At 64.8% G+C, this 20058-nt stretch carries 21 protein-coding genes; 13 read left to right on the forward strand and 8 right to left on the reverse strand.

Annotation, left to right across the window (positions count from 1 at the left end):
- The first annotated feature begins 55 nt into the window (after positions 1-55).
- From CXX84_RS03700 to CXX84_RS03720, 5 genes are all read left to right on the forward strand, one after another.
- Complete coding sequence (locus tag CXX84_RS03700) at positions 56-1039, forward strand: metal ABC transporter substrate-binding protein (RefSeq protein WP_102975383.1); 984 nt, start codon at positions 56-58, stop codon at positions 1037-1039.
- Positions 1036-1782: a metal ABC transporter ATP-binding protein gene (locus CXX84_RS03705; protein ID WP_102975384.1), complete on the forward strand. Its 747-nt coding sequence runs from the start codon at positions 1036-1038 to the stop codon at positions 1780-1782. The genes CXX84_RS03700 and CXX84_RS03705 overlap by 4 nt, the downstream gene beginning before the upstream one ends.
- The gene (locus tag CXX84_RS03710; RefSeq protein ID WP_102975851.1) at positions 1782-2651 is read left to right on the forward strand and encodes a metal ABC transporter permease; all 870 of its coding nucleotides are present in this window, start codon (positions 1782-1784) and stop codon (positions 2649-2651) included. Before CXX84_RS03705 ends, CXX84_RS03710 begins: the two co-directional genes overlap by 1 nt.
- 190 nt (positions 2652-2841) lie before the next feature.
- Positions 2842-4590, forward strand: coding sequence for an ABC-F family ATP-binding cassette domain-containing protein (locus CXX84_RS03715; protein WP_102975385.1), 1749 nt, complete (start codon positions 2842-2844; stop codon positions 4588-4590).
- Positions 4591-4800: 210 nt separating this feature from the next.
- On the forward strand, positions 4801-6261 hold the full coding sequence (locus tag CXX84_RS03720) for an amino acid permease (RefSeq protein WP_102975386.1): 1461 nt from the start codon (positions 4801-4803) through the stop codon (positions 6259-6261).
- A gap of 166 nt (positions 6262-6427) precedes the next feature.
- Here CXX84_RS03720 and CXX84_RS03725 read toward each other — a convergent pair whose 3' ends face one another.
- On the reverse strand, positions 6428-7372 hold the full coding sequence (locus CXX84_RS03725) for a type IV toxin-antitoxin system AbiEi family antitoxin domain-containing protein (RefSeq protein WP_102975387.1): 945 nt from the start codon (positions 7370-7372) through the stop codon (positions 6428-6430).
- 172 nt (positions 7373-7544) lie between these two features.
- On the opposite strand from CXX84_RS03725, the gene CXX84_RS03730 reads away from it, so the two are divergent.
- From CXX84_RS03730 to CXX84_RS03740, 3 genes are all read left to right on the forward strand, one after another.
- Complete coding sequence (locus CXX84_RS03730; protein ID WP_102975388.1) at positions 7545-7991, forward strand: hypothetical protein; 447 nt, start codon at positions 7545-7547, stop codon at positions 7989-7991.
- Between the two features lie 17 nt (positions 7992-8008).
- Positions 8009-8998, forward strand: a complete 990-nt coding sequence (locus CXX84_RS03735; RefSeq protein WP_223252991.1) for an IS3 family transposase — start codon at positions 8009-8011, stop codon at positions 8996-8998.
- A gap of 122 nt (positions 8999-9120) precedes the next feature.
- Entirely contained in the window at positions 9121-9888 is a 768-nt protein-coding gene (locus tag CXX84_RS03740) for an IclR family transcriptional regulator (RefSeq protein ID WP_102975390.1), read from the forward strand.
- On the opposite strand, the gene CXX84_RS03745 is transcribed toward CXX84_RS03740, so the two are convergent.
- The 3 genes from CXX84_RS03745 to CXX84_RS19240 form a co-directional block, all read right to left on the reverse strand.
- Positions 9885-10652, reverse strand: coding sequence for an IclR family transcriptional regulator (locus CXX84_RS03745; RefSeq protein WP_102975391.1), 768 nt, complete (start codon positions 10650-10652; stop codon positions 9885-9887). The genes CXX84_RS03740 and CXX84_RS03745 overlap by 4 nt on opposite strands.
- 159 nt (positions 10653-10811) lie before the next feature.
- Complete coding sequence (locus tag CXX84_RS03750) at positions 10812-12251, reverse strand: amino acid permease (RefSeq protein WP_411266187.1); 1440 nt, start codon at positions 12249-12251, stop codon at positions 10812-10814.
- 493 nt (positions 12252-12744) lie between these two features.
- Entirely contained in the window at positions 12745-12981 is a 237-nt protein-coding gene (locus CXX84_RS19240) for a hypothetical protein (RefSeq protein WP_223253000.1), read from the reverse strand.
- Between the two features lie 40 nt (positions 12982-13021).
- Here CXX84_RS19240 and CXX84_RS03755 point away from each other — a divergent pair, with 40 nt between their 5' ends.
- Complete coding sequence (locus CXX84_RS03755; RefSeq protein ID WP_317614931.1) at positions 13022-13537, forward strand: hypothetical protein; 516 nt, start codon at positions 13022-13024, stop codon at positions 13535-13537.
- A gap of 7 nt (positions 13538-13544) precedes the next feature.
- On the opposite strand, the gene CXX84_RS03760 is transcribed toward CXX84_RS03755, so the two are convergent.
- Positions 13545-14366: an SDR family NAD(P)-dependent oxidoreductase gene (locus CXX84_RS03760; protein WP_102975393.1), complete on the reverse strand. Its 822-nt coding sequence runs from the start codon at positions 14364-14366 to the stop codon at positions 13545-13547.
- A gap of 163 nt (positions 14367-14529) precedes the next feature.
- Here CXX84_RS03760 and CXX84_RS03765 point away from each other — a divergent pair, with 163 nt between their 5' ends.
- Positions 14530-14913: a TfoX/Sxy family protein gene (locus CXX84_RS03765; protein ID WP_102975394.1), complete on the forward strand. Its 384-nt coding sequence runs from the start codon at positions 14530-14532 to the stop codon at positions 14911-14913.
- Between the two features lie 119 nt (positions 14914-15032).
- Positions 15033-15854, forward strand: coding sequence for a GAF domain-containing protein (locus CXX84_RS03770; protein WP_146031819.1), 822 nt, complete (start codon positions 15033-15035; stop codon positions 15852-15854).
- Positions 15855-15967: 113 nt separating this feature from the next.
- Here CXX84_RS03770 and CXX84_RS03775 read toward each other — a convergent pair whose 3' ends face one another.
- Together CXX84_RS03775 and CXX84_RS03780 are read right to left on the reverse strand one after the other, a co-directional pair.
- Positions 15968-17371, reverse strand: coding sequence for a GntP family permease (locus CXX84_RS03775; RefSeq protein WP_102975396.1), 1404 nt, complete (start codon positions 17369-17371; stop codon positions 15968-15970).
- A 42-nt stretch (positions 17372-17413) separates the two neighbouring features.
- Positions 17414-17959, reverse strand: coding sequence for a gluconokinase (locus tag CXX84_RS03780; RefSeq protein ID WP_102975397.1), 546 nt, complete (start codon positions 17957-17959; stop codon positions 17414-17416).
- 191 nt (positions 17960-18150) lie between these two features.
- Between CXX84_RS03780 and CXX84_RS03785 the strand changes: the two genes are divergently transcribed.
- The gene (locus tag CXX84_RS03785; RefSeq protein ID WP_102975398.1) at positions 18151-18885 is read left to right on the forward strand and encodes a FadR/GntR family transcriptional regulator; all 735 of its coding nucleotides are present in this window, start codon (positions 18151-18153) and stop codon (positions 18883-18885) included.
- 62 nt (positions 18886-18947) lie between these two features.
- Entirely contained in the window at positions 18948-19439 is a 492-nt protein-coding gene (locus CXX84_RS03790; protein WP_146031820.1) for a hypothetical protein, read from the forward strand.
- A 195-nt stretch (positions 19440-19634) separates the two neighbouring features.
- Here CXX84_RS03790 and CXX84_RS03795 read toward each other — a convergent pair whose 3' ends face one another.
- Positions 19635-19838 (reverse strand): cold-shock protein, encoded by a 204-nt coding sequence (locus CXX84_RS03795; RefSeq protein ID WP_066274236.1) that lies wholly within the window; start codon positions 19836-19838, stop codon positions 19635-19637.
- Positions 19839-20058: the final 220 nt, after the last annotated feature.

A 20058-nucleotide genomic window follows, 5' to 3' on the forward strand; every position in this document is an offset into this window, starting at 1 on the left:
GACTTCAGCCTAAGCGCGTTGCCGGAGGAAACGTGCTTCCCGTAGAATCTTCGGTATGCCTAAATCTATGTTTCGGTGCGCCAAAGTAGCCGCCCGAACCGGCACGCGGCAATCGGCACGCTTCCGTACGGCGGCCATTGCCGCCGTTGTGCTTTCCCTCGTGCTGACTGCCTGCGGCGGCGGTGCCGCAGGCAACGGCGACGGCAAGAAGGTGGTCCTGACCACCTTCACAGTGCTGGCGGACGTCGCCCGGAATGTTGCCGGAGACAAGCTCACGGTCGAGTCCATCACCAAAGCCGGGGCCGAAATCCACGGCTATGAGCCGACCCCCGGCGACATCAGGAAGGCCTCGAAAGCCGACCTGATCCTGGACAACGGCCTGAACCTGGAAGCCTGGTTCGGGCAGTTCGTGGAGGGGCTAGACGTACCGCATGCCGTGGTCAGCGAGGGTGTGGAGCCCCTGTCCATCAGCGAGGACTCCTACCGCGGCAAGCCCAACCCGCACGCCTGGATGTCGCCGCTCAACGTCCAGATCTATGTGGACAACATGGTCCGGGCCTTTTCGGGCCTCGATCCCGGCAACGCCGAGGTGTTCAAGGCCAACGGTGAGGCCTATAAGGCGGAGCTCCAGGCTGTGCAGGACCGGATGATCTCCAGCCTGGCCGGCGTTCCGGAAAACCAGCGGGCACTGGTCACGTGTGAGGGAGCCTTCTCCTACCTTGCCCGCGACGCCGGGCTGACCGAGGTGTACATCTGGGCTGTCAATGCCGAGCAGCAGGCCACACCCCAGCAGATCACCCGCGCCATCGAGTACGTCAGGGCCAACCAGGTCCCGGCGGTGTTCTGCGAATCCACAGTCTCCGATGCGCCGATGCGGCAGGTGGTGGAAGCAACGGGAGCCAAGTTCGGCGGAACGCTGTATGTGGACTCGCTGTCGGAGACGGACGGGCCGGTGCCCACTTACCTGGAGCTCATCAGGCATGACGCGGACGTGATCACAAATGCGCTCGCAGGCGCCCCCGCCGGAGCGGGATCATGAGCGCCCCGGCCATCCTCGTTGAGAACGTCACCGTCCACTACGGCGAGGTGCTGGCTTTGGACTCCGCATCCCTGACGGTTGAACCTGCGCGGATCTGCGGCCTGGTAGGCATGAACGGTTCCGGCAAGTCGACGCTGTTCAAGGTGATTATGGGCATGGTCAAGCCCGACGCCGGCACAGTCCTGATCGGAGGCCAGCCACCTTCCCGGGCGCGGAAGCAGGGCGGCATCGGCTATGTGCCGCAGAGTGAGGATGTTGACTGGCAATTCCCACTGTCCGTGAAGGATGTAGTGATGATGGGCCGCTACGGGCACCAGGGATTCACCCGCCGGGCCTCCAGGGCGGACCGCGCTGCCGTGGATGAAGCGCTGGACCGGGTGGAACTCGGTGACTACGCGGGGCGGCAAATCGGGCAGCTGTCCGGCGGCCAGAAAAAACGCGCCTTCGTGGCCCGGGGAATCGCGCAGGGCGCCACCACCATGCTCCTGGACGAACCCTTCGCAGGTGTGGACAAGCGGTCCGAAGCCACCATCACCCGGCTGCTGCGCGAGCTCGCCTCGGACGGCTGCACCATCCTGGTGTCCACCCACGATCTGCACGCCCTCCCGCAACTGTGCGACGAAGCCGTGCTGCTGATGCACCGGGTACTCATGCACGGCCCGCCGGAACTGGTCCTGCAGCCGGAGAACCTCGCCATGGCATTTGGCCTGGATGTGCTCAACCGGGAAGAAACGGGCTCATGATGGAACTCCTGCTCGAACCGCTCAGCTACGACTTCATGGTCCGTGCCATCGTGACCACCGCTCTTGCCGCCGTGGTGTGCGCCGTACTCAGCTGCTGGCTGGTCCTCATCGGCTGGTCCCTCATGGGTGACGCCGTCTCGCACGCGGTGCTGCCCGGCGTCGTCCTGGCCTACATCGTGGGGGCTCCCTTTGCCCTCGGAGCACTCGTCTTCGCCCTGGTGGCTGTCACCCTGATAGGGGTGGTCCGCAACACCAGCCGGGTGAAGGAGGACGCCGCGATCGGCATTGTGTTCTCCTCCCTCTTCGCCCTGGGCCTGGTGCTGATCTCGGTCACGCCCAGCCAGACGGACCTGAACCACATCATCTTTGGCAACCTCCTGGGCGTCAGCATCCCGGACCTCATCCAGGTCCTGGTGCTGGGCGTCGTGGCCTTCGCCATCCTGATCCTCAAGCGGCGCGACCTCACGCTTTACGCCTTCGATCCCACCCATGCGCACGCCATCGGGCTGTCGCCCCAAAAGCTTGGGGCATTGCTGCTGGGCCTGCTGGCCCTGACCTCCGTGGTGGCGCTGCAGACGGTGGGCGTGGTGCTGGTGGTGGCCATGCTCATCATCCCGGGCGCCACGGCCTACCTTCTCACGGACAGGTTCTCGCGGATGCTGGTGATCGCGCCGGTGGTGTCGGCACTCTGTTCCATCAGCGGAATCTACCTCAGCTACTACCTGGACACAGCCTCGGGCGCCATGGTGGTTTTGACGCAGGGCGTGGTGTTCGCCGCCGTCTACCTCTTCAGCCCGCGGCAGGGACTGATCGGAACCCGGCTGGCCATGGCACGGCGCAGAAAGGCGGCCGTACTCGCCGCAGGCTGAGGCGCCGGCTGCTTGACTCGGCAACTGCTTGACTCGGCAACCCCGGGGCGGGCAGGCTGGAGCCATGAAGTCCTAGCCAACAGCCCGCCAGCGGGCTGTCTTCCGATGACCAGGGCCGCCGTCGAACGCCGGACGTACTGTCCGGCCCAGCCCCGGCGGCCACACTGCGGAACCTTTGCGAGGACTTCTTTTGACTGGACACCTGAACCTTTCGGCCGTCTCCCACGGTTACGGCGACCGCCAGCTGCTGGAACGCATCAGCCTGGTCATCACGGCCGGCGAGCACGTTGCTGTCGTGGGTGAAAACGGCGCCGGGAAATCGACCCTGCTCCGGATCATGGCCGGCCTCGAAGCTCCTGACGAAGGCGCAGTGGCAATAGAAGGCCGGGTGGGCCACCTCGCCCAGACCCACGGGCTGCCGGAGTCCTTCACTCTGGGAGCCGCCGTGGACGCCTCCCTTGCCCCGCTGCGTGCCCTTGAAGCTGAGCTTGACCGGCTGGAGGCCGACCTCGCGGACGCAGAGGACAACGAATTGGAAGCCTACGGCCGGCTGCAAACGGAGTACCAGCTGCGCGAAGGCTACGCGGCCGAGTCCCGGGTGGAGGCCGCGCTGGACCGGCTGGGACTGGGCGGCCTGGACCGGAACCGGGTGCTGGGATCGCTGTCCGGGGGTGAACAGGAACGCGTCGCGCTGGCCTGTCTCCTGGCCGACCCGGCAGATATCCTGCTCCTGGACGAACCCACCAACCACCTCGACGCCCGGGGAACGGCCTGGCTGGAGGACCGGCTGGCCGCCCACCGCGGCACCGTGGTGGTGGTGTCCCATGACCGCGTACTCCTCCGCAAGGTGGCCAATACCATCATCGAAGTCGACGCCGAGCGCCGCAGCGTGAGCCGCTATGGCAACGGCTACAACGGCTACCTCCGGGAGAAGGCAGCCGAACGCGCGCGCTGGGTTCAGCAGTACCACAACTGGATTGATGCCATGGAATCCGAAAAGCGGCAGGCCGAAACTGTAGCGGGGACCATGGGTTACGGCCGCAAGCGCGATGGCGACAAAATCGGCTTCGACTTCAAGGCAGGTACCTGGCAAAAGGCAGCCAGCAGCCAGGTCCGCAACGCCCAGGAGCGGCTGCGCCGGCTCGAAGCAAGCCCTGTGGACCGCCCGCCCGTACCCCTGCGGCTCACTGTCGACCTCACTGCTGACTCCGGGGCGGGCCCCTCCGGTGGCGCTTCCTCGGGCGATGCCTCCGCGGCACCCGGGCCGGCGGCACTGCAGGACGGTGCGGCAGCGCTGGCTGCGCGGGGCATCAGCGTGCCCGGCCGGCTCGCAAGGACGGACTTCCGCGCCGGTGCCGGCGAGAAGATCCTCATCACCGGGCCCAACGGCGCGGGCAAGTCCACGCTTCTGTCCGTCCTGGCGGGAACACTGTTACCCGGGACGGGTTCGGTTGAACGGCACGGGCGGACCGGCTACCTGCAGCAGGAGCTCGAGTTGCCGCCGCGGCCCGCGCTGCGGCTGCTGCCGGCCTTCGCAGCCGGGCTGGGCGGCAACATCGATGAGCACGCCGAGGCCCTGCTGGGGCTGGGGCTGTTCCGTGCCCGCGAGTTCCACGTTCCTGTCGGCAGCCTGTCCGTCGGCCAGCAGCGCCGGCTCGCCCTTGCCCGGCTGCTGCTGGGCGGCTACGGCACCCTGGTCATGGACGAGCCCACCAACCATCTGGCGCCCGTCCTGGTGGAGCAACTCGAGGCGGCGCTCGCTGGTTTCACCGGGACGCTGGTCATGGTCAGCCATGACCGCGCGCTGCGGGAATGGTTTTCTGCCTGTGCACGGCGCGGCGCTGCGGCGGCCGGACAGGAAAGCACCCGGGCCGGGAACACCGCTGTCGGGCAGTGGACCAGGTACTCCATGGACAAGGGCGTGCTCGCGCCGGTTTAGGGAGCAGAATCTGGTCCCGGAGACGGGGCAGGTGTAGTGCCCGTCACGTAGGACCTTCGGTTTCTTGTAAGATAGACGAGCCGCGCGAAGCTTCGGCTAAGCACAGGTTCACGCTCACGAACAGCTGTCCCAAAAGGAAAAGGCCGAATTTGTGAGCTGGATCATGCTCCAGCCCGGATGCGGCCAACCCCCAACCCACAAGGAACTGTTGTGCCTCAAAGTACCCCCACAGAACTCCAGAGCCAGGCGGCGCCATCCTCCGTCGTAGACTCCACCCTCAGCGCCGAGGGCTACAAGAAATCACTGAGCGGGCGCCAGGTCACCATGATCGCCATGGGCGGCGCCATCGGCGTCGGCCTGTTCATGGGCGCCGGCGGCCGCCTCGCCTCCACCGGCCCGGCCTTGATCTTTTCCTACGCCATTGCCGGCGTCATCGCCTACCTGCTGATGCGCGCCCTCGGCGAACTGATCATGTACCGCCAAACGTCCGGTTCCTTCGTCAGCTACGCCGGCGAAATGTTCGGCAAAAAGGGCGCCTACCTGTCCGGCTGGATGTATTTCATCAACTGGGCCATGACCGGCATCGCCGAGCTCATCGCGATCGGGCTGTACTTCCAGTTCTTCTTCCCCAATGTGCCGGTAGAGCTCTCGGCCATTGCGGCACTGCTGCTGCTCGTGGGCGTCAACCTCATGAGCGTCAAGGCGTTCGGCGAGTTCGAGTTCTGGGCCTCCTGCCTCAAGGTGGGCGCGATCGTGATCTTCCTGGCAGTGGGCACGTTCATGGTGGTCACCAATGCCCAGGTGGGTGACGGCAACGCGTCCGTCAGCAACCTCTTCGCAGCCGAGGGTGGCATGTTCCCCAAGGGCGCCCTGGTGATGATCCTGGTCCTTAACGCCGTGATCTTCGCGTACAACGGCATCGAACTCGTGGGCATCACTGCCGGCGAAATGCAGAACCCCGCCAAGGAGGTTCCCAAGGCGATCCGCGCCGTGGTCTTCCGCATCGTGGTGTTCTACGTCGGTTCTGTCACGCTCCTTGCCATGCTGCTGCCGTCCGACCAGTACGTGGCCGGCACGTCGCCGTTCGTTACTGTGTTCGGCCAGATGGGCCTCGGCTGGATGGGCGATGTCATGAACATGATCGTCATCACCGCGGCACTGTCCTCCTGCAACTCCGGCCTGTACTCGATCGGCCGCATCTTCCGGACCATGGCCAACAACGGGCATGCACCGGAATGGCTGACCAGGATGTCCAAGAACCATGTGCCGTACGCCGCCATCCTGGCCATCGGCGCCGTCTACCTCGTTGGCATCATGCTCAACATCTGGCTGGGCGGCTCGCACGCCTTCGACCTTGCGCTGAACTCCGCATCCATCGGCGTGATCTTCACCTGGGGCGCCATCTTCGCCAGCCAGATTGCGCTGCGCAAGAAGAAGGGCAAGGTCTCCTCACTGCCCGCGCCCGGCGGCGTCGCCAGCAGCTGGGCCGGTCTGGTTTCCCTGCTCGCCATCACGGTGCTGATCGGCTTCGACACCATGACCAGCAAGACCGGCGAGGTGTTCCACCTGGGCCTCTGGACCCTGGCCACCATCCCGTTCTTCGCCCTGGTGCTGTGGCTGGGCTGGCAGAAGGTCCGCAACAACGAACCGAAGAACGCGCTGTATAGCTAGTTCTTCCCAAGCAGTCCGTACGACGGCGGGGCCGCCCCTGGGAGGGCGGGCCCGCCGTCGGCGTCTCCAGGCTTTTCGTGCTGCCGGCCCGGCTGAATCGCCCAAACGGTGCCCGGTCGCCGATGCCGTTCAGCGACCCGGCACCGTTCCGGCGACTTGGACGCTGTCACGGGCTGGAGCGCCGGAGGGCTGCGAGGATCCGGTTCTTGAACTCCTGCTCCCGGAACAGGTCCTTCCATTCCAAGCGGACGAAGTACCACCCGTCTTCCGTAAGTGCCTTCTCGCGGCGCCGCTCCTGGAACAGGACTTCGGCGGTTGGTTTGTAGTCGAAGTACTTGACCTTTCCGTCGAATTCGAGTGCCACCTTCTTCTCCTTCCAGGCGAAGTCAAGGCGGTGCCGGCCGACGCGACTCTGCACCTCAACCTGAGCCTCGGGCATGGGCAGCTTCAGCCGTGCGAGGAGCTCCCGGGTCAGTGTTTCGCCGGCCGACTCGGCACGGATATCCGCCTTGGCCAGCACCGCGCGAAGATTCCTTACGCCGCTGCGGCCCGGAAGGTTGGCGGCCATGGCGTTCATCAGGTCGAGGTTGGCACCAAGCCGGAGCGCATGGTCCGCAAGTACCAGCCCCTGGCTGTAGTCGAGCATCATCGCGCAGTCCAGCACTGTCCGCTCAAGGGACGTCACCCTAAGCCGTCCGAGGGTTATCACTTCCGTGTCGGCGTACGGCCGGGTATGGCCTCGGACATCCTTCCCGAGACGCTCGGCGGAGGGACGTACCCGGAGCAGGATATGGACCAAGTCGTCCGCGTTCCACAGGAACAGCCCGTGGAGGCGTGCGGCTGACGTGTGGCTGTAGGCGAAGACTCCCGTTGAGGTGGTCAGTGTCCCATGGGCGTGCGCATGGATCAGTTGAAGTTCGCGGATCCGGCGAGACTGCTTTTCCCACAGCGAGGCCCGGATGTAGCAGCCGTACCTCAGACGGACCAGGCCGCCGCGGTTGACCAGATGGCGGATGGCCCGTGAGTTGAGTCCGCTGGCATGAAGTTGGTCAGTGCGCCAGAGGTTTCCAGTAACCGGAAGCTGTGGCAAGGGTGCTGGAGGCTGTGTCATACGCCCAGCCTTCGGTGCGGGAAACGCCCGGTCCAGGTGCCGTCGTCGTTATGTGGAAAGCTCCCCAGGCGCCGGAACGCTGCCGAGTCGTCGGAGCGGCCCTGTGTGTCAGGCTCTTGTGTGACAGATTGCTGTCGCCGCGGGCTGACATGCTGGGCGGGGAAGGTCCCCCATGGATTTTGTTAGCCCTCCCCGTGGTTCGAATCGTAAGCACTTCACTCTTGAGCAGAAGCACGCGATTCTGGATGAGTACGACAAGTGCCTCGATTGGGGGTCCAGGATTGCGTTCAGCCGTGCGGTCGGCATCACTGATGGCACCATCCGCCTTTGGGTCCGGCAGCGTGAATCCGGGGAGTTAAGATCCAGATTCAAGTCAGGGAGTGAGGACCATCGGTTGAGGGAAGGCGATAAAAGGCTGCTCAAGCAGGTGCTGAAGGAGAATGAAATTCTCAAGGCCAAACTGGCCCGGTCCGAGGCCGCGGTAGACATTTTGGGAAAAGCTTCCGCGCTCTTGGACGCCATGGCCAAGAGCGCGGCGGCAACGGATCCGGAGCTGAAGGAACCGGAGCCGCAGCGCCCGGAGTGGTTGGTGCCAAAGCCTGGAAAGACATCGCACTGACCTTCACCGGGAATCTGGTGGCTGCCGGCTGGTCAGCGGTCAAAGCCTGTGCTTTGGTGGGCTTGCACCGCACCACTTGGTACCGGCACCTGCGCCCTGCCGCCCCGGCCGGAATAACCGTGCCACAGGCCGACCGGGCTTACCCGAACCGGATCACTGCAGCCGAAGCGGAGGCGTTCATGGGGTTGCTCAACTCCCGGGACTACGGGAACCTCTCGGTCACTCAGGCTTACTACCGGATGCTCGACGCAGGGCATTGCTCCTTCTCGGTCGCCGCGGCCCACCGGATCGTGGCTGCGCACGGGCAAAACGGAGACCGCCGGTCACAACGCGGCGGTCTTAGTCCTAAACGGACCAAACCTGTCCTGGAAACCACGGCCCCGAACGAGCTCTGGAGCTGGGACATCACGATGCTCCACGGCCCCGGAAAACACACCTACAAGCTCTACACAATCCTTGACGTGTTCTCCCGCAGAGTCGTCGGACATCGCGTCGAATACACCGAAACTGCCGCCTTCGCCTCAGCCCTGATCCGAGACGCCGTGACCGAAAACAGGACCCGCCCCGGCATCCTCCACGCCGATAACGGCGCGCCAATGAGGGCGGGAACAACCCTGGACCTCGCCCGCACCTTGGGCATCACCTTGTCCTACTCCCGACCCCGGGTCTCCGATGACAACCCGTACTCAGAGGCAATGTTCAAGACGGTCAAATACGACCTGGAATTTCCCCGACGGTTCCAAGACCTGCAGCACGCCAGGGACTATATGGCGGCGTACTTCATGGACTACAACGCCAACCACCGCCACAGCGGCCTGAACTACTACACCCCTGACACCGTCCACCACGGAAAGGTCGATCACGCACGCCGGCACCGGCAAGCAATACTCGATGCCTGCTACGCACGCAATCCCCAGCGGTACCGTGCCAAACCCGCAGCGCCCGGAGTCCCGCCCGCCGCCGGTATCAACCACAAACAAACCAACCAGCTGTCACAAACAGCTTGATATATACCGACGTTCCGGCGTCCCCGCACTGTTCCGGCGATTCCGACGGCGTCCTGCAGCACATGCCCCTGGGCACCGGCCCGTTGACAGACAGGGAATGCCCCTCCACTAGACTCAACGGCATGCCTAAAACCTCCAGCATGGGCCGCGGAATCACGGCCGTCCTTGCTGTTGGCGCACGCCATGCAGCGGGACATCCCGGCGGAACAGTGGCGGACATCGCCACGGACCTGGACAGGGACCGCAGCCAGGTCTCGCGCAACCTGCGCAGCGGCGAGCAGGAGGGCTTTCTCATCCGCTCCAGCCAGCGCACGTACACCCTGGATTGGTCAGTCCTCACCGACGCGCAGCTGCTGACCGAACGCCGCTTACAGTCCGACGGCGGCACCGCCCTGGACACCCTGGCCCGCGGTACTGACGAGGCTTGCTTCCTCGGGGTCCTGCACGGCGACAGCACCGTCACCATCGGTGAAAGCGTTCCGCCCAGCAGCAATTTGGTGGGCTCCTGGCTGGGCCGCCCCTATCCCGCGTACTGCAGCGACGCCGGGCAGGCGGTCCTCTGGGACGCGTCGGAAACAGAGGTGCGGACCGTCTTCGCGGGGGTGGACTTCGTGCGCCACGGCCCCAACACCCCCACCGGAGTGGACGATTTCCTGGCCCGCCGTGAGGCCGCGTGGACACGCGGCTACTCCATTGTGGATGAGGAGGCCGAACCCGGGCTCTACTCGCTGGCCGTACCGGTCCGGGACTTCAAGGGCGACGTGGTGGCAGCCTTACAGATCGTTGGCATTAAGGACCGGCTGGAGCCGCGCAGGGAAGCATGCGCGGCGGCACTGGTGGAACAGGGAAAGTGGCTCGAAGGCAGGCTCGGCTACCAGCCGCAGGATTAGCTGGCGTGCTGGAAGTTTCCAAGCCGTTCTGCAGCGCGATGAAGGGCTGCTCCTAAATCTTGGGCTCCGGAGCCGACCTCTGTGCGGCTGCCCAAAACGCTGAGCGAGGCAAGGATGGCGCCGCCGGAGTCGCGGACGGGTACCGCAAATTCCAGGATGTTGTGCTCAAATTCTTCGTCAGCGGCGATGTATCCGGTCGCATGGTCCCGGACCATCAGGTCCCAGACTTCACTGGTGGAGTGGGCCGCACCCGGGCCGCCGATACCGATGTAGTTCACACCGGCCAGCAGGGCATCGAGGGCGTCCCGGGAGTGGTCCCACAGCAGGGCACGCCCGGCGCCGGTGCACCACACGGGCGTCACCATTCCGGGTTTCACGAAGCTTCCGGGAACGGCGTCGTTGCTCGAACTCCGGACCAGGACCACGCGGTAGCCGTCCCGGACCGAAAGCCGGGCGCGGAGCCCTAGGGCAGAGACGAGGCCCTCCAGCTCGCTCCTGGCCTCCCTGACCCACCCGGTGTTCAGCGAGGCTGCGAGTGTGAAGAAACGCTGGCCGGTCCGGAACGGACCGCGGTCCATGCGCTCCAGCAGTCCGAGGTCGCACAGCTCCTGGGTCAGCCGGGAGACGCGGCTTTGGTCCATGTCCAGTTCCGCGGCCAGCTGGGAAACGCCGAGCAGTTGGCGGCCCCGTTTCTCCCGGTCGGCCACCAACCGCACAATCCGGAGGCCCTGCGCCATTGACGATGCCTCAGTGGACGAATCCACGCTTATTGCCCCTCCCCGCCGGAAACCTCGCCCCATTCTTCCACGGCAGCAAGGCCGCCGCTGTGGCGCCGGAAAGAACGACGGCGACCGTCCGGGAAGGTGCCCTGCGCACCTGACCCGGCTGCCGCCGTCGTCCGCTTCCGTTACGTGGCAGGACAGTTACTTGGCCGCCAGTGCCTTGCGGCCGTGCCGGAAGTGGAACCAGATGTAGCAGGCGGCCACAAAGGGGATGCCGAAGTAGAGCGCGGCGGCCTGGGTGGGGTCGAGGGCAATGCCGATGAGGGAGACGACGCAGAGGGTGAACGCCAGGATGGGCACCAGTGGGAACAGAGGGGCCTTGTAGGCGAGGGCGGCCACGTCGCCGCCGTTGCGGATAAAGGCGCGGCGGTGGAAGAAGTGGGAAGCGGTGATGGACATCCACACCCCCACCACGGCGAAGCCTGCGACGGACACCAGGACCAGGTACACCGTTTCCGGGGCAATCACGCTGCTGATCAGCGAAGCGACGCCGCCCACCATGCTCACCGAGAGGGCGATCATGGGAATCCCGCGGCGCGTCAGCTTCTTGAAGGCGCGCGGTGCGTGTCCTTCGTCGGCGAGCGAGTAGAGCATGCGTGCGCAGGAGAAGAGGCCGCTGTTGCCGGCGGAGAGGAGCGCAGTGATGATGACGAAGTTCATGATGTCGGCGGCGAACGGCAGGCCGATGGCGGAGAAGACAGTCACGAAGGGGCTTTCGTCCAGGCCCACCTCGTTGTACGGGATGGTGGCGGCGATGACGGCGATGGCCCCGACGAAGAAGATGAGGAGGCGGATCACGGTGGTGCGCATGGCCTTGGGGATGCTGGTGGCGGGGTCCTTGGTTTCGCCTGCGGCAACGCCGATGAGTTCGGAGCCGGAGAAGGCGTAGAAGACGGCGAGGACCGTGACCAGGACGCCGGTGAAGCCGTTGGGGAACAGGCCGGCCTCGGTGGCAAAGTTCTCGAACAGAAATGGGTGCTCTCCCCCGCCGCTGAGCGGGCGGAAACCGAACAGGGCGGCGCCGCCCAGGACGATAAGGCCGATGATCGCGGCAACTTTCACGATGGCGAACCAAAACTCGGACTCGCCGAAGAACTTGGAGGAGACTGCGTTGAAGCTGAAAAGGACCGCGGCGAAGACCAGGCACCAGACCCAGACGTCGACGTCCGGGAACCAGCGCTGCATGAGCAGGCCTGAGGCGGTGAATTCCGAACCGATGGCCACCGCCCAGCACAGCCAGTACAGCCAGGCGGTGGCGAATCCGGTGGCGGGGCCGATGGAGCGGGCGGCGTAGATGTGGAACGCGCCGGACACCGGGTAGGCGATGGCGAGTTCGCCAAGGCAGGCCATCACCAGGTACACCACGAAGGCGCCCACCAGGTAGGCGATCACGGCGCCGAGCGGGCCGGCCTGAGAGATGGTGTAGCCGGAGCTGAGGAACAGGCCGGAGCCGATGACGCCGCCCATGGCGATCATCACCAGGTGGCGCGGGCCCATCGACCGGCGGAGTCCGGACTCCTGTTGTTGCGTTGCCACGCTTGCTGATTGCTCATCCAGCGTGAGCGGTGCTGAGGGTTTCACGGGCGTCTCCAAGATGGGTCGAACAGTGCGGTGGGGCGCGCGCAGTCCCCTGGTCCCGGTCCTCAGGAAACGAAGAAGTGCACGGCGGCAGTGTTGAAAGTAGCACGGCCGCCGAATATTTAGTCATCAAAAGCATGACTCCATGCTTATATTGCACGCTGTTACGCTCTGGCAAAGGCAATGAGACGTACGACGGCGGAAGTTCACCGCCGGAACCGTCAACTGGATTCTTGACGCCAATGGGGATGAAGTCGGTGACATGTTCACCGGCAAGGGCAAAGTGACCGATCTTTGCGCAGCCACAGGTTGAGCCCGCCTTCGGGCACCGATTCAATAGGCACCCGGGGACCAGGCCGGGGCAGCGAGGGTCTGCAGGGCCTTCTAAACCGCGCCATCAAGGTCTTCCTAGGAATGGCGCAAGATCTCCACAAGGACTGTTCACGCACCTGTGGACGAAAGCTACGCTTGCCTTGCAATTCGCGTCTGACAAAACTTATGAGGCATAAATGAATACGAGGAAGAACCTCTCCCGGCCGCACCGCGCTCGGAGGAAAGGCGAGTCAGTTTCCGCAGGAGGTTCCCGGCGGAAAGGCTCAAACAGCACAACGCTGGTGGCATCGGCTGCTGCCGTCGCGTTCCTGCTGACGGCTTGTGGCGGGTCTCCGAGTTCCATAAGTGCCGTCGTCGCAGGCAGCCCCACAAGTTCTGCTACTTCTACTGCTACGCCCACCCCCACACCGTCTCCTATTGCGGAAACTCCCTGCGCCGCAGTGGACAGCCAAAAGGCTTCCGGCGGGGAGACCTACATATGCACTCTCGACGAGACGGGCAAGCTGATTTGGCTTCAGGCATCTCAGTCCAGGGATCTCAAGGCGAAACTGGCTGTGGCTTCAGCGGCCAAGGCCGCAGCAGATAAGGCAGCTGCAGATGCAGCGGCCGAAAAGGCGGCCGCCGATAAAGCTGCCGCAGACGCCGCCGCTGCAGAGGAGGCGCGAGCAGCGGAAGCAAAGGCTGCACAGGAAGCCGCAGCGGCTAAGGCAGCAGCCGACGCCGCGGCGAAAGCGGCTGCGCCACCCGCTCCTCAATATGTTGCTCCCGCTGCACCACCTGCAGCATCGGGCTGTGACCCTAACTACTCAGGGTGTGTCCCCATTGCCTCCGACGTGGACTGCGCCGGCGGAAGCGGCAACGGACCCGCCTACGTTCAGGGACCCGTACGAGTCATCGGCAGCGATATCTATGGACTTGACGGCAAAGACAACGACGGCGTCGGCTGCGAAGGGTAGGCGGCGTTTAGGCAGCTTTGACCAGCTCTTCGCTCTTCTCCCACAGGCCGCGGGCCAGCTCGGCGTCGTAGGCCTGGGCGTTGGCCTTCGCGAGGGCGCGCTTGTAGTAGTACGCGCCGGAGATCCAGTCCTTGCCCGCCGTGCCGTTGATGAGCCACAGCAGGGTGTCTGCGCCCTGGTCCGGCGTGAGCATGAAGCGGTTCAACAGTGTTGTGTAGGCGTGCCGGAACGGGCTGGTGGACTCCGCGGCGAAGTTGGTGCGGACCACGCCCGGGTGGAATGCCGCCGTCGTAATGCCCTGACCGCCGTAGCGGCGGTGCAGCTCGGAGGTGAAGAGGATGTTGGCCAGCTTGCCGGTGCCGTAGGCGCGGTTGGTGGAGTAGCTGTGCTCGGCATTCAGGTCGAACAGGTCCAGCTTGCCGAAGCTGTTGGCCCCGCTGGAGGTATTGATGACTTTGGCATTGCTGCCCGCCAGCGTGTCCTTCAGGAGCGTGGTGAGGAGGAACGGTGCCAGGTGGTTGATCTGGAATGTTGCCTCGTTGCCGTCAACGGTGAGCGTGCGCTTTCCCATGATGCCGCCGGCGTTGTTGGCCAGGACGTCGATGCGCGGATAGTCGGACTCCAGCTGCGCGGCGAGGGTGCGCACCTGGGCGAGCTCGGAGAAGTCGCTGATGAAGTAGTCGGCGTCCAGCTCCTTGGCGATGGCGCGCGTCTTTTCCTCGGAGCGGCCCACAATGACCACCTGGTCCCCGGCTTTGGCGAGGGTCCGCGCGGCTGCTGCTCCGATGCCGTCGCTGGCGCCGGTGATCACGATGGTGCGAGGAGTCAAGGGGTGTCCTTTGCTTGGGGAAAGTCCGGGCGCCCGTGTGGACGCGCTGCCTAACCGCACAACGACGGCGGACGGCCGGGTGTTCCCCGCCGTAACCAGCAGGGCATATCCTGCACAGACATCCAGCACGGAAACCGGATCAAACCGAGCCCAAGGGGAAGCAATGGAGATGCCCAAAGCGTCGGACGCGGACAAGGAACGCTTCAGGTCGCTGGTGCCGGACAGCCCGGACGTTGCGGTCAAGCCGATGTTCGGCAACCTGGGCGCATTCGTCAACGGCAATATGTTCGCGGGGCTCTTCGGGCCTGTTATCGGCATCAAGCTGTCTCCGGATGACAAGCAGAAGCTTGAAGGCAGCGAGCGGACAGTGCCGTTTGGACCGGCCGACCGGCCAATGCGGGACTACACCGGACTTCCGGAAATCTGGAACGAGGAAGGCGACGGGGACGATGCACGGGCCAAAGCCTGGATCCGCAAAGCCCATGAGCACGTGGCGGGCCTGCCGGCGAAAGAGCCGAAGGCGGGGAAACGGCAGACGCCCGGCTGATTGCCGCGAGGGCCGTAAGCCATGGCCGGACACGAGCCACAGTGCACGGCCCGGGGCTTCCGCTAGCCGGGGACCGATTTACTAAGTAAGCTTATAAACATGGCTTTTACAACTACAGAGTGCGCGGACCCAACAAGCGCGCCTCATTGGAGGTGGAAGCAATCGACCACGAGGTGAAGCGGAGGCTGGAACTCGCTGCCGCGATCGGCCTGGATCCGGAGAAACTGTGGCCATCCTATTTCGGCCGGTCCCGTTGCTCCGCGTTCGAACTGGACGCCTACCTTCATGAGGCCCTGACCATGCCGGCCATCGAGCGCGGGCGTGATGCCGGCAAAAGGGACGGGGAACCCAGGGCGGAACAGACGCGGCCTCCGGACCAGCACACGGGCGGACAGCGGACTGCCCGCCGGAAGAATACGGAGAACGCCCTTGCGGCCCTGGGAGCTGCGGGAAAACTCCTGCTGACTCCGGAACGGGCGGAGCAGGAACGGTTGAAATCCCTGCAGGAGACGGACCTTCTGGAGACCGGCCCGGAGGACACTTATGACCGGGTTGTTACTGCTGCATGGAAGTTCTTTGATGTGGGCGCGGCCTCGCTGTCCCTGATTGCCGAAGACGCGCAGTACTTCAAGTCAGTCGTCGGGCCCCTGCGCGAGCAGACTCCGCGCCTTATTGCACTCTGCGCGGAAACTGTGGAGCGGAATTCGATGCTGGTCATCAACGATGCTTCTGCCGATGACCGTTTCGCTTCCAACCCCCTGGTCACCGGTGAGCCCTACATCCGCTTTTATGCCGGCTATCCGCTGCATGGCCCCCGCGGCTGGAACATCGGGACGCTTTGCGTCATAGACCAGAAACCGAGGGCCTTCCCCGAGGCCGACCGGCAGGTCCTCCGGACACTCGCCGCGGTGGTTCAGAAGGACATCGACGAACGCACCTAGCGCCGCAACAGCGGGCTGAGCCCACTTGACGCAGGTACGACGACGGCGGGGCGGCCGGCATTCGTGCCGGCCGCCCCGCCGCTGTTGTTCAGTGCGCGTGGCTGGGAAGGCAGCTAGCCCGCCAGTCCTGCAAGCAGGAAGATCACGGCCGCGATGGCGAAGCCCATCACGCCGATCAGGGTTTCCATGACGGTCCAGGTCTTCAGCGTGGTCTTGACGTCCATGCCGAAGAACCGGCCCACCAGCCAGAAGCCGGAGTCGTTGACGTGGGAGACCACCACGGAGCCGGCGGCCACGGCGATAACCAGCGCGGCAACCTGCATGCCGTTCAGTCCGGCCAGGGCAACAGCCGGGGCGATCAGACCGGCAGTGGTGGTCAGGGCCACGGTGGCGGAACCCTGGGCGATGCGCAGGATGGCTGAGATGAGGAAGCCGGCCAGGATCAGCGGGATGCCCAGGTCGCCCAGGACGTCGGCCAGCGCCTGGCCAATGCCGGAGGTGCGCAGGACCCCGCCGAACATGCCGCCGGCACCGGTGATCAGGATGACGGAGCAGACCGGGCCCAGGGAGGACTCGAGGAGCTTCTCGAGAGCGCCGGCGTCCTTGCCGCGCTTGGCGCCCAGGACGAACATGGCCACGAGGACAGCAATCAGCAGGGCAACCGGGGTTTCACCCAGGGTGCGCATGACCTGGTACCACTGCTCGTCCTTGACGCCTTCGGGGAGGACGCCGGAGGAAGCCAGGGTGTTCAGGCCGGTGTTCATGAAGATCAGGACCAGCGGCAGGAGCAGCAGGCCGACGATCGTGCGGAAGCGCGGCGGGTGTGATTCGGCTTCAGCGGAGGCGTGGCCCAGGATCTCCGGCACGGGCAGGACCAGCTTCTTGCCGGTGTACAGGCCGAAGAGGTAGGCCGTGACGTACCAGGTGGGGATGGCGACGATCAGGCCGGCAATAGTCACCAGGCCGATGTTGGCATCAAAGAACGCGGACGCGGAGACCGGACCGGGGTGCGGCGGCAGGAAGATGTGCATCACGGAGAACGCGCCGGCGGCAGGCAGGCCGTACCGCAGCACTCCCCCGCCCAGGCGGTGGGCGACGGCGAAGACCACGGGCAGCATGACCACCAGGCCGGCGTCGAAGAAGATGGGGAAGCCGAAGATCAGCGACGCGAGGCCAAGGGCAAACGGGGCGCGCTTCTCGCCGAAGACGCCGATCAGGTAGTCGGCCAGGACCTTGGCGCCGCCGCTGGTTTCCACGATGCGGCCGAGCATGGCGCCCAGGCCGACCAGGAGGGCAACGGTTCCCAGGGTGGTGCCGAAGCCGTTGATCAGCACCGGAACCACCTGGTTCGCGGGGATGCCGGTGGCGAAGGCCGTGGCCAGGCTGATCAGGATCAGGGCCAGCAGTGCGTGCATGCGCAGCTTGATGATCAGGAACAGCAGGACGAGGATCGCGGCCGCGGCAATCAGCAGCAGCGGGCCTGCGCCCAGTGTTTGGGTCCATCCTTCGATGGTCATGGTTCTCCTTTGAAACAGGATCTGTTGGGGATCAGGGGGTGGTCAGGGCGTGCAGGGAGCCTGGCCGGAGGGAAGCTTCAGGGCCTCCACGACGGCGGCAACCAGCTGCTCAGGGGTCTGTGAGATGTCCAGTCGGAGGCTGCCGGCGTCGAGCTCTTCCTGGCTGAGCGGCTCGAGGGTGGCCAGCTGGCTGGGCAGCAGCGTGGGCGGCATGAAGTGGCCTTCCCGGCCCTGCATGCGCTGGCTGATGAGGTCGGTGCCGCCGTCCAGGTGGAGGAAGAGGACCCTGCCTTCGGCTTCGGACAGGAGTTGCCGGTAGCTCTTTTTGAGCGCGGAACAGGTGAGGACCGTGCTGCACCCGGCCTGGGCCTGCGCGGTCATCCAGTTCCGGATTTCCTGGAGCCAGGGCCACCGGTCCTCGTCCTGCAACGGGATGCCCTGGGTCATCTTGGCGATGTTCGCTTCGGGGTGGAACTCGTCCGCTTCGGCGAAATCCCAGCCAAGCCGTTCGGAGAGGGCCGCCGCCAGGGTGGATTTGCCTGACCCGGCGACGCCCATGACTACAAGATGCGTAGGGGGATACTGCATGTCATACCTCCGGAGAAGACGTCTTTGGCTTTCGAAGAAGCTCGCTGCATGGCCCGCCAGGAAGTGGGCTACGCCATAAGGTATCACCTTTCAGGGGAAAGATACTACCTATTGGTGTTACAGGTCATACCTTTGTCTGGTTTCCGCGCTATTCTGTAGGGGCGCTGCGGCGCAAAGAGAGGCGGATAAAGATGTCGACGGCGACAGCAGGGGGCGCGGATGACGCGCACGACGGCGGCGGCTCCCCCGCCATGCACGAGCGCGTTTTGGAGGCGGTAGGCGTCGCCATTGCCTCCGGGAACCTGGCTGCCGGCAGCAGGCTCACTCTTGAAGGGCTCCAGCAGGAGTACGGGATTTCCCGGACCGTAGCGCGGGACACCATGAAGGTCCTGGAATCGATGAACCTGGTTTATTCGCGCCGGCGGGTGGGCATAGTGGTGCAGGACCGCTCCGTGTGGAACGTCTTTGATCCCAAGCTGGTGCGCTGGCGGCTGGCGTCAGATCGCCGTGAGATCCAGTACAGCAGCTTGACCGAACTGCGCATCGCCGTCGAACCCATTGCCGCGGCCGGCGCGGCCCGCCGCGCAAGTGCCGCTGAACGGGCGCAGCTGGTTGCCCTTGGGGTGGAGCTTCGGCGGCTGGGTGAGGCCAGCGACCTGCAGGGGTTCCTCGCAGCGGACATCGAGTTCCACCAATTGCTCCTGCGAAGCTGCGGAAACGAGATGTTCCGCGCCCTGGAAGGCATGGTGGCCGAAGTGCTGACCAGCAGGACCCAGCAGGGGCTCATGCCGTTCAAGCCGCGGAACGAGGCGCTGCAGGCCCACGAGGATGTTGCGGCGGCAGTGGCCGGCGGGGATACTGCGCTTGCCGAGCAGGCAATGCACCACATCCTCGACGAGGTCCGGAACGCGATGGGGCTGCACTAGCCGACACTAATGCCTTGCGTCCAGGTGGCCCGGTCCGAATCCCGGGGACGTAGACTGGCCGCATGAAAGCGGGTTGGGGGATCCTTGGCGTGTTTGCCGCCTTCACCGTCGGGGTGGTGCCGGTCCCCGGCTGCGTAACGGATGCCTGCCCGGCCGTCGGCTATGTCAGCACGCTCACGGTACATCTCGAAGGCAACGTTGCCGCCGTCAGTGAGGTCCGGCTCTGCGACGACACCGGGTGTTCGCAGCCCGCGCCGGTACCCGGCACGCCCGTCCCCAAGAGGACAATATTGCCCACCTTCTCCCCCGACATTCAGCCGTCGCCGGCGCCTCCCGCGAGCTTTCCCCCGTTTCATGGCCAGCAGCAGGACAGCGACACGTGGGTGTTCACCCTCAATCTTGGCACGCCGTCGGACGTCACTGTCCGGGCCGTCGCAGCGGACGGCACAGTGCTGGCCGAGCAGGACCACGAGCTGGTGTGGACCAGGGTGGGCGGATCGGAGCGGTGCGGCGGGCCGATGTCCACCCCGCCCATCCTGGTTTCGGTGCCCTGACCCTGAAAGGCTTCAACAGCCTCTGAACAACTGCCGGCCGCGCCGGTTTCCCGGAGCGGCCCGCTTGTGGGCAACTGGTGCTGGATGCACCGGGGAACACTCGGGTTAAAGAATCGGGTTAAACAAAAGCAGGCCGGTCAATGACCGGCTTGCTTTCAAACTTTGAAACCCTAAGGCCCCAGTTTCTCTAAGGAATTAGAGGGACTGGATGTTTACGGCCTGGGGACCCTTGGGGCCCTGCTCGGTTTCGAAGGAGACCTTCTGGTTCTCTTCGAGTGAGCGGAAGCCGGAGGAAGCGATCGCGGAGTAGTGTGCGAAAACGTCCTGTGAGGAGTCATCGGGGGAAATGAAGCCGAAGCCCTTTTCAGCGTTAAACCATTTGACGGTACCAGTAGCCATTATTTTTGTCCTTCGTGAAGGTGGAGGGAAAGTCCCGACTTTCGGGCCCTCCGGTGTGGGGTGTTCAAAACCGCTACTTCAGAAGAACACGGACTTTCGACCGTGCGTACTGCCTGAACTACCAACTGCATAAACACAACAACAGGATTTACTCTACACGAGATTCAGGACACCATTTACCACTGGTCCCGAACAGGGCCGCCAGGAGCCGCTCACGATT

Origin of the sequence: Arthrobacter sp. AFG7.2 (assembly GCF_002892835.1) — a bacterium.
GTDB lineage: Bacteria > Actinomycetota > Actinomycetes > Actinomycetales > Micrococcaceae > Arthrobacter.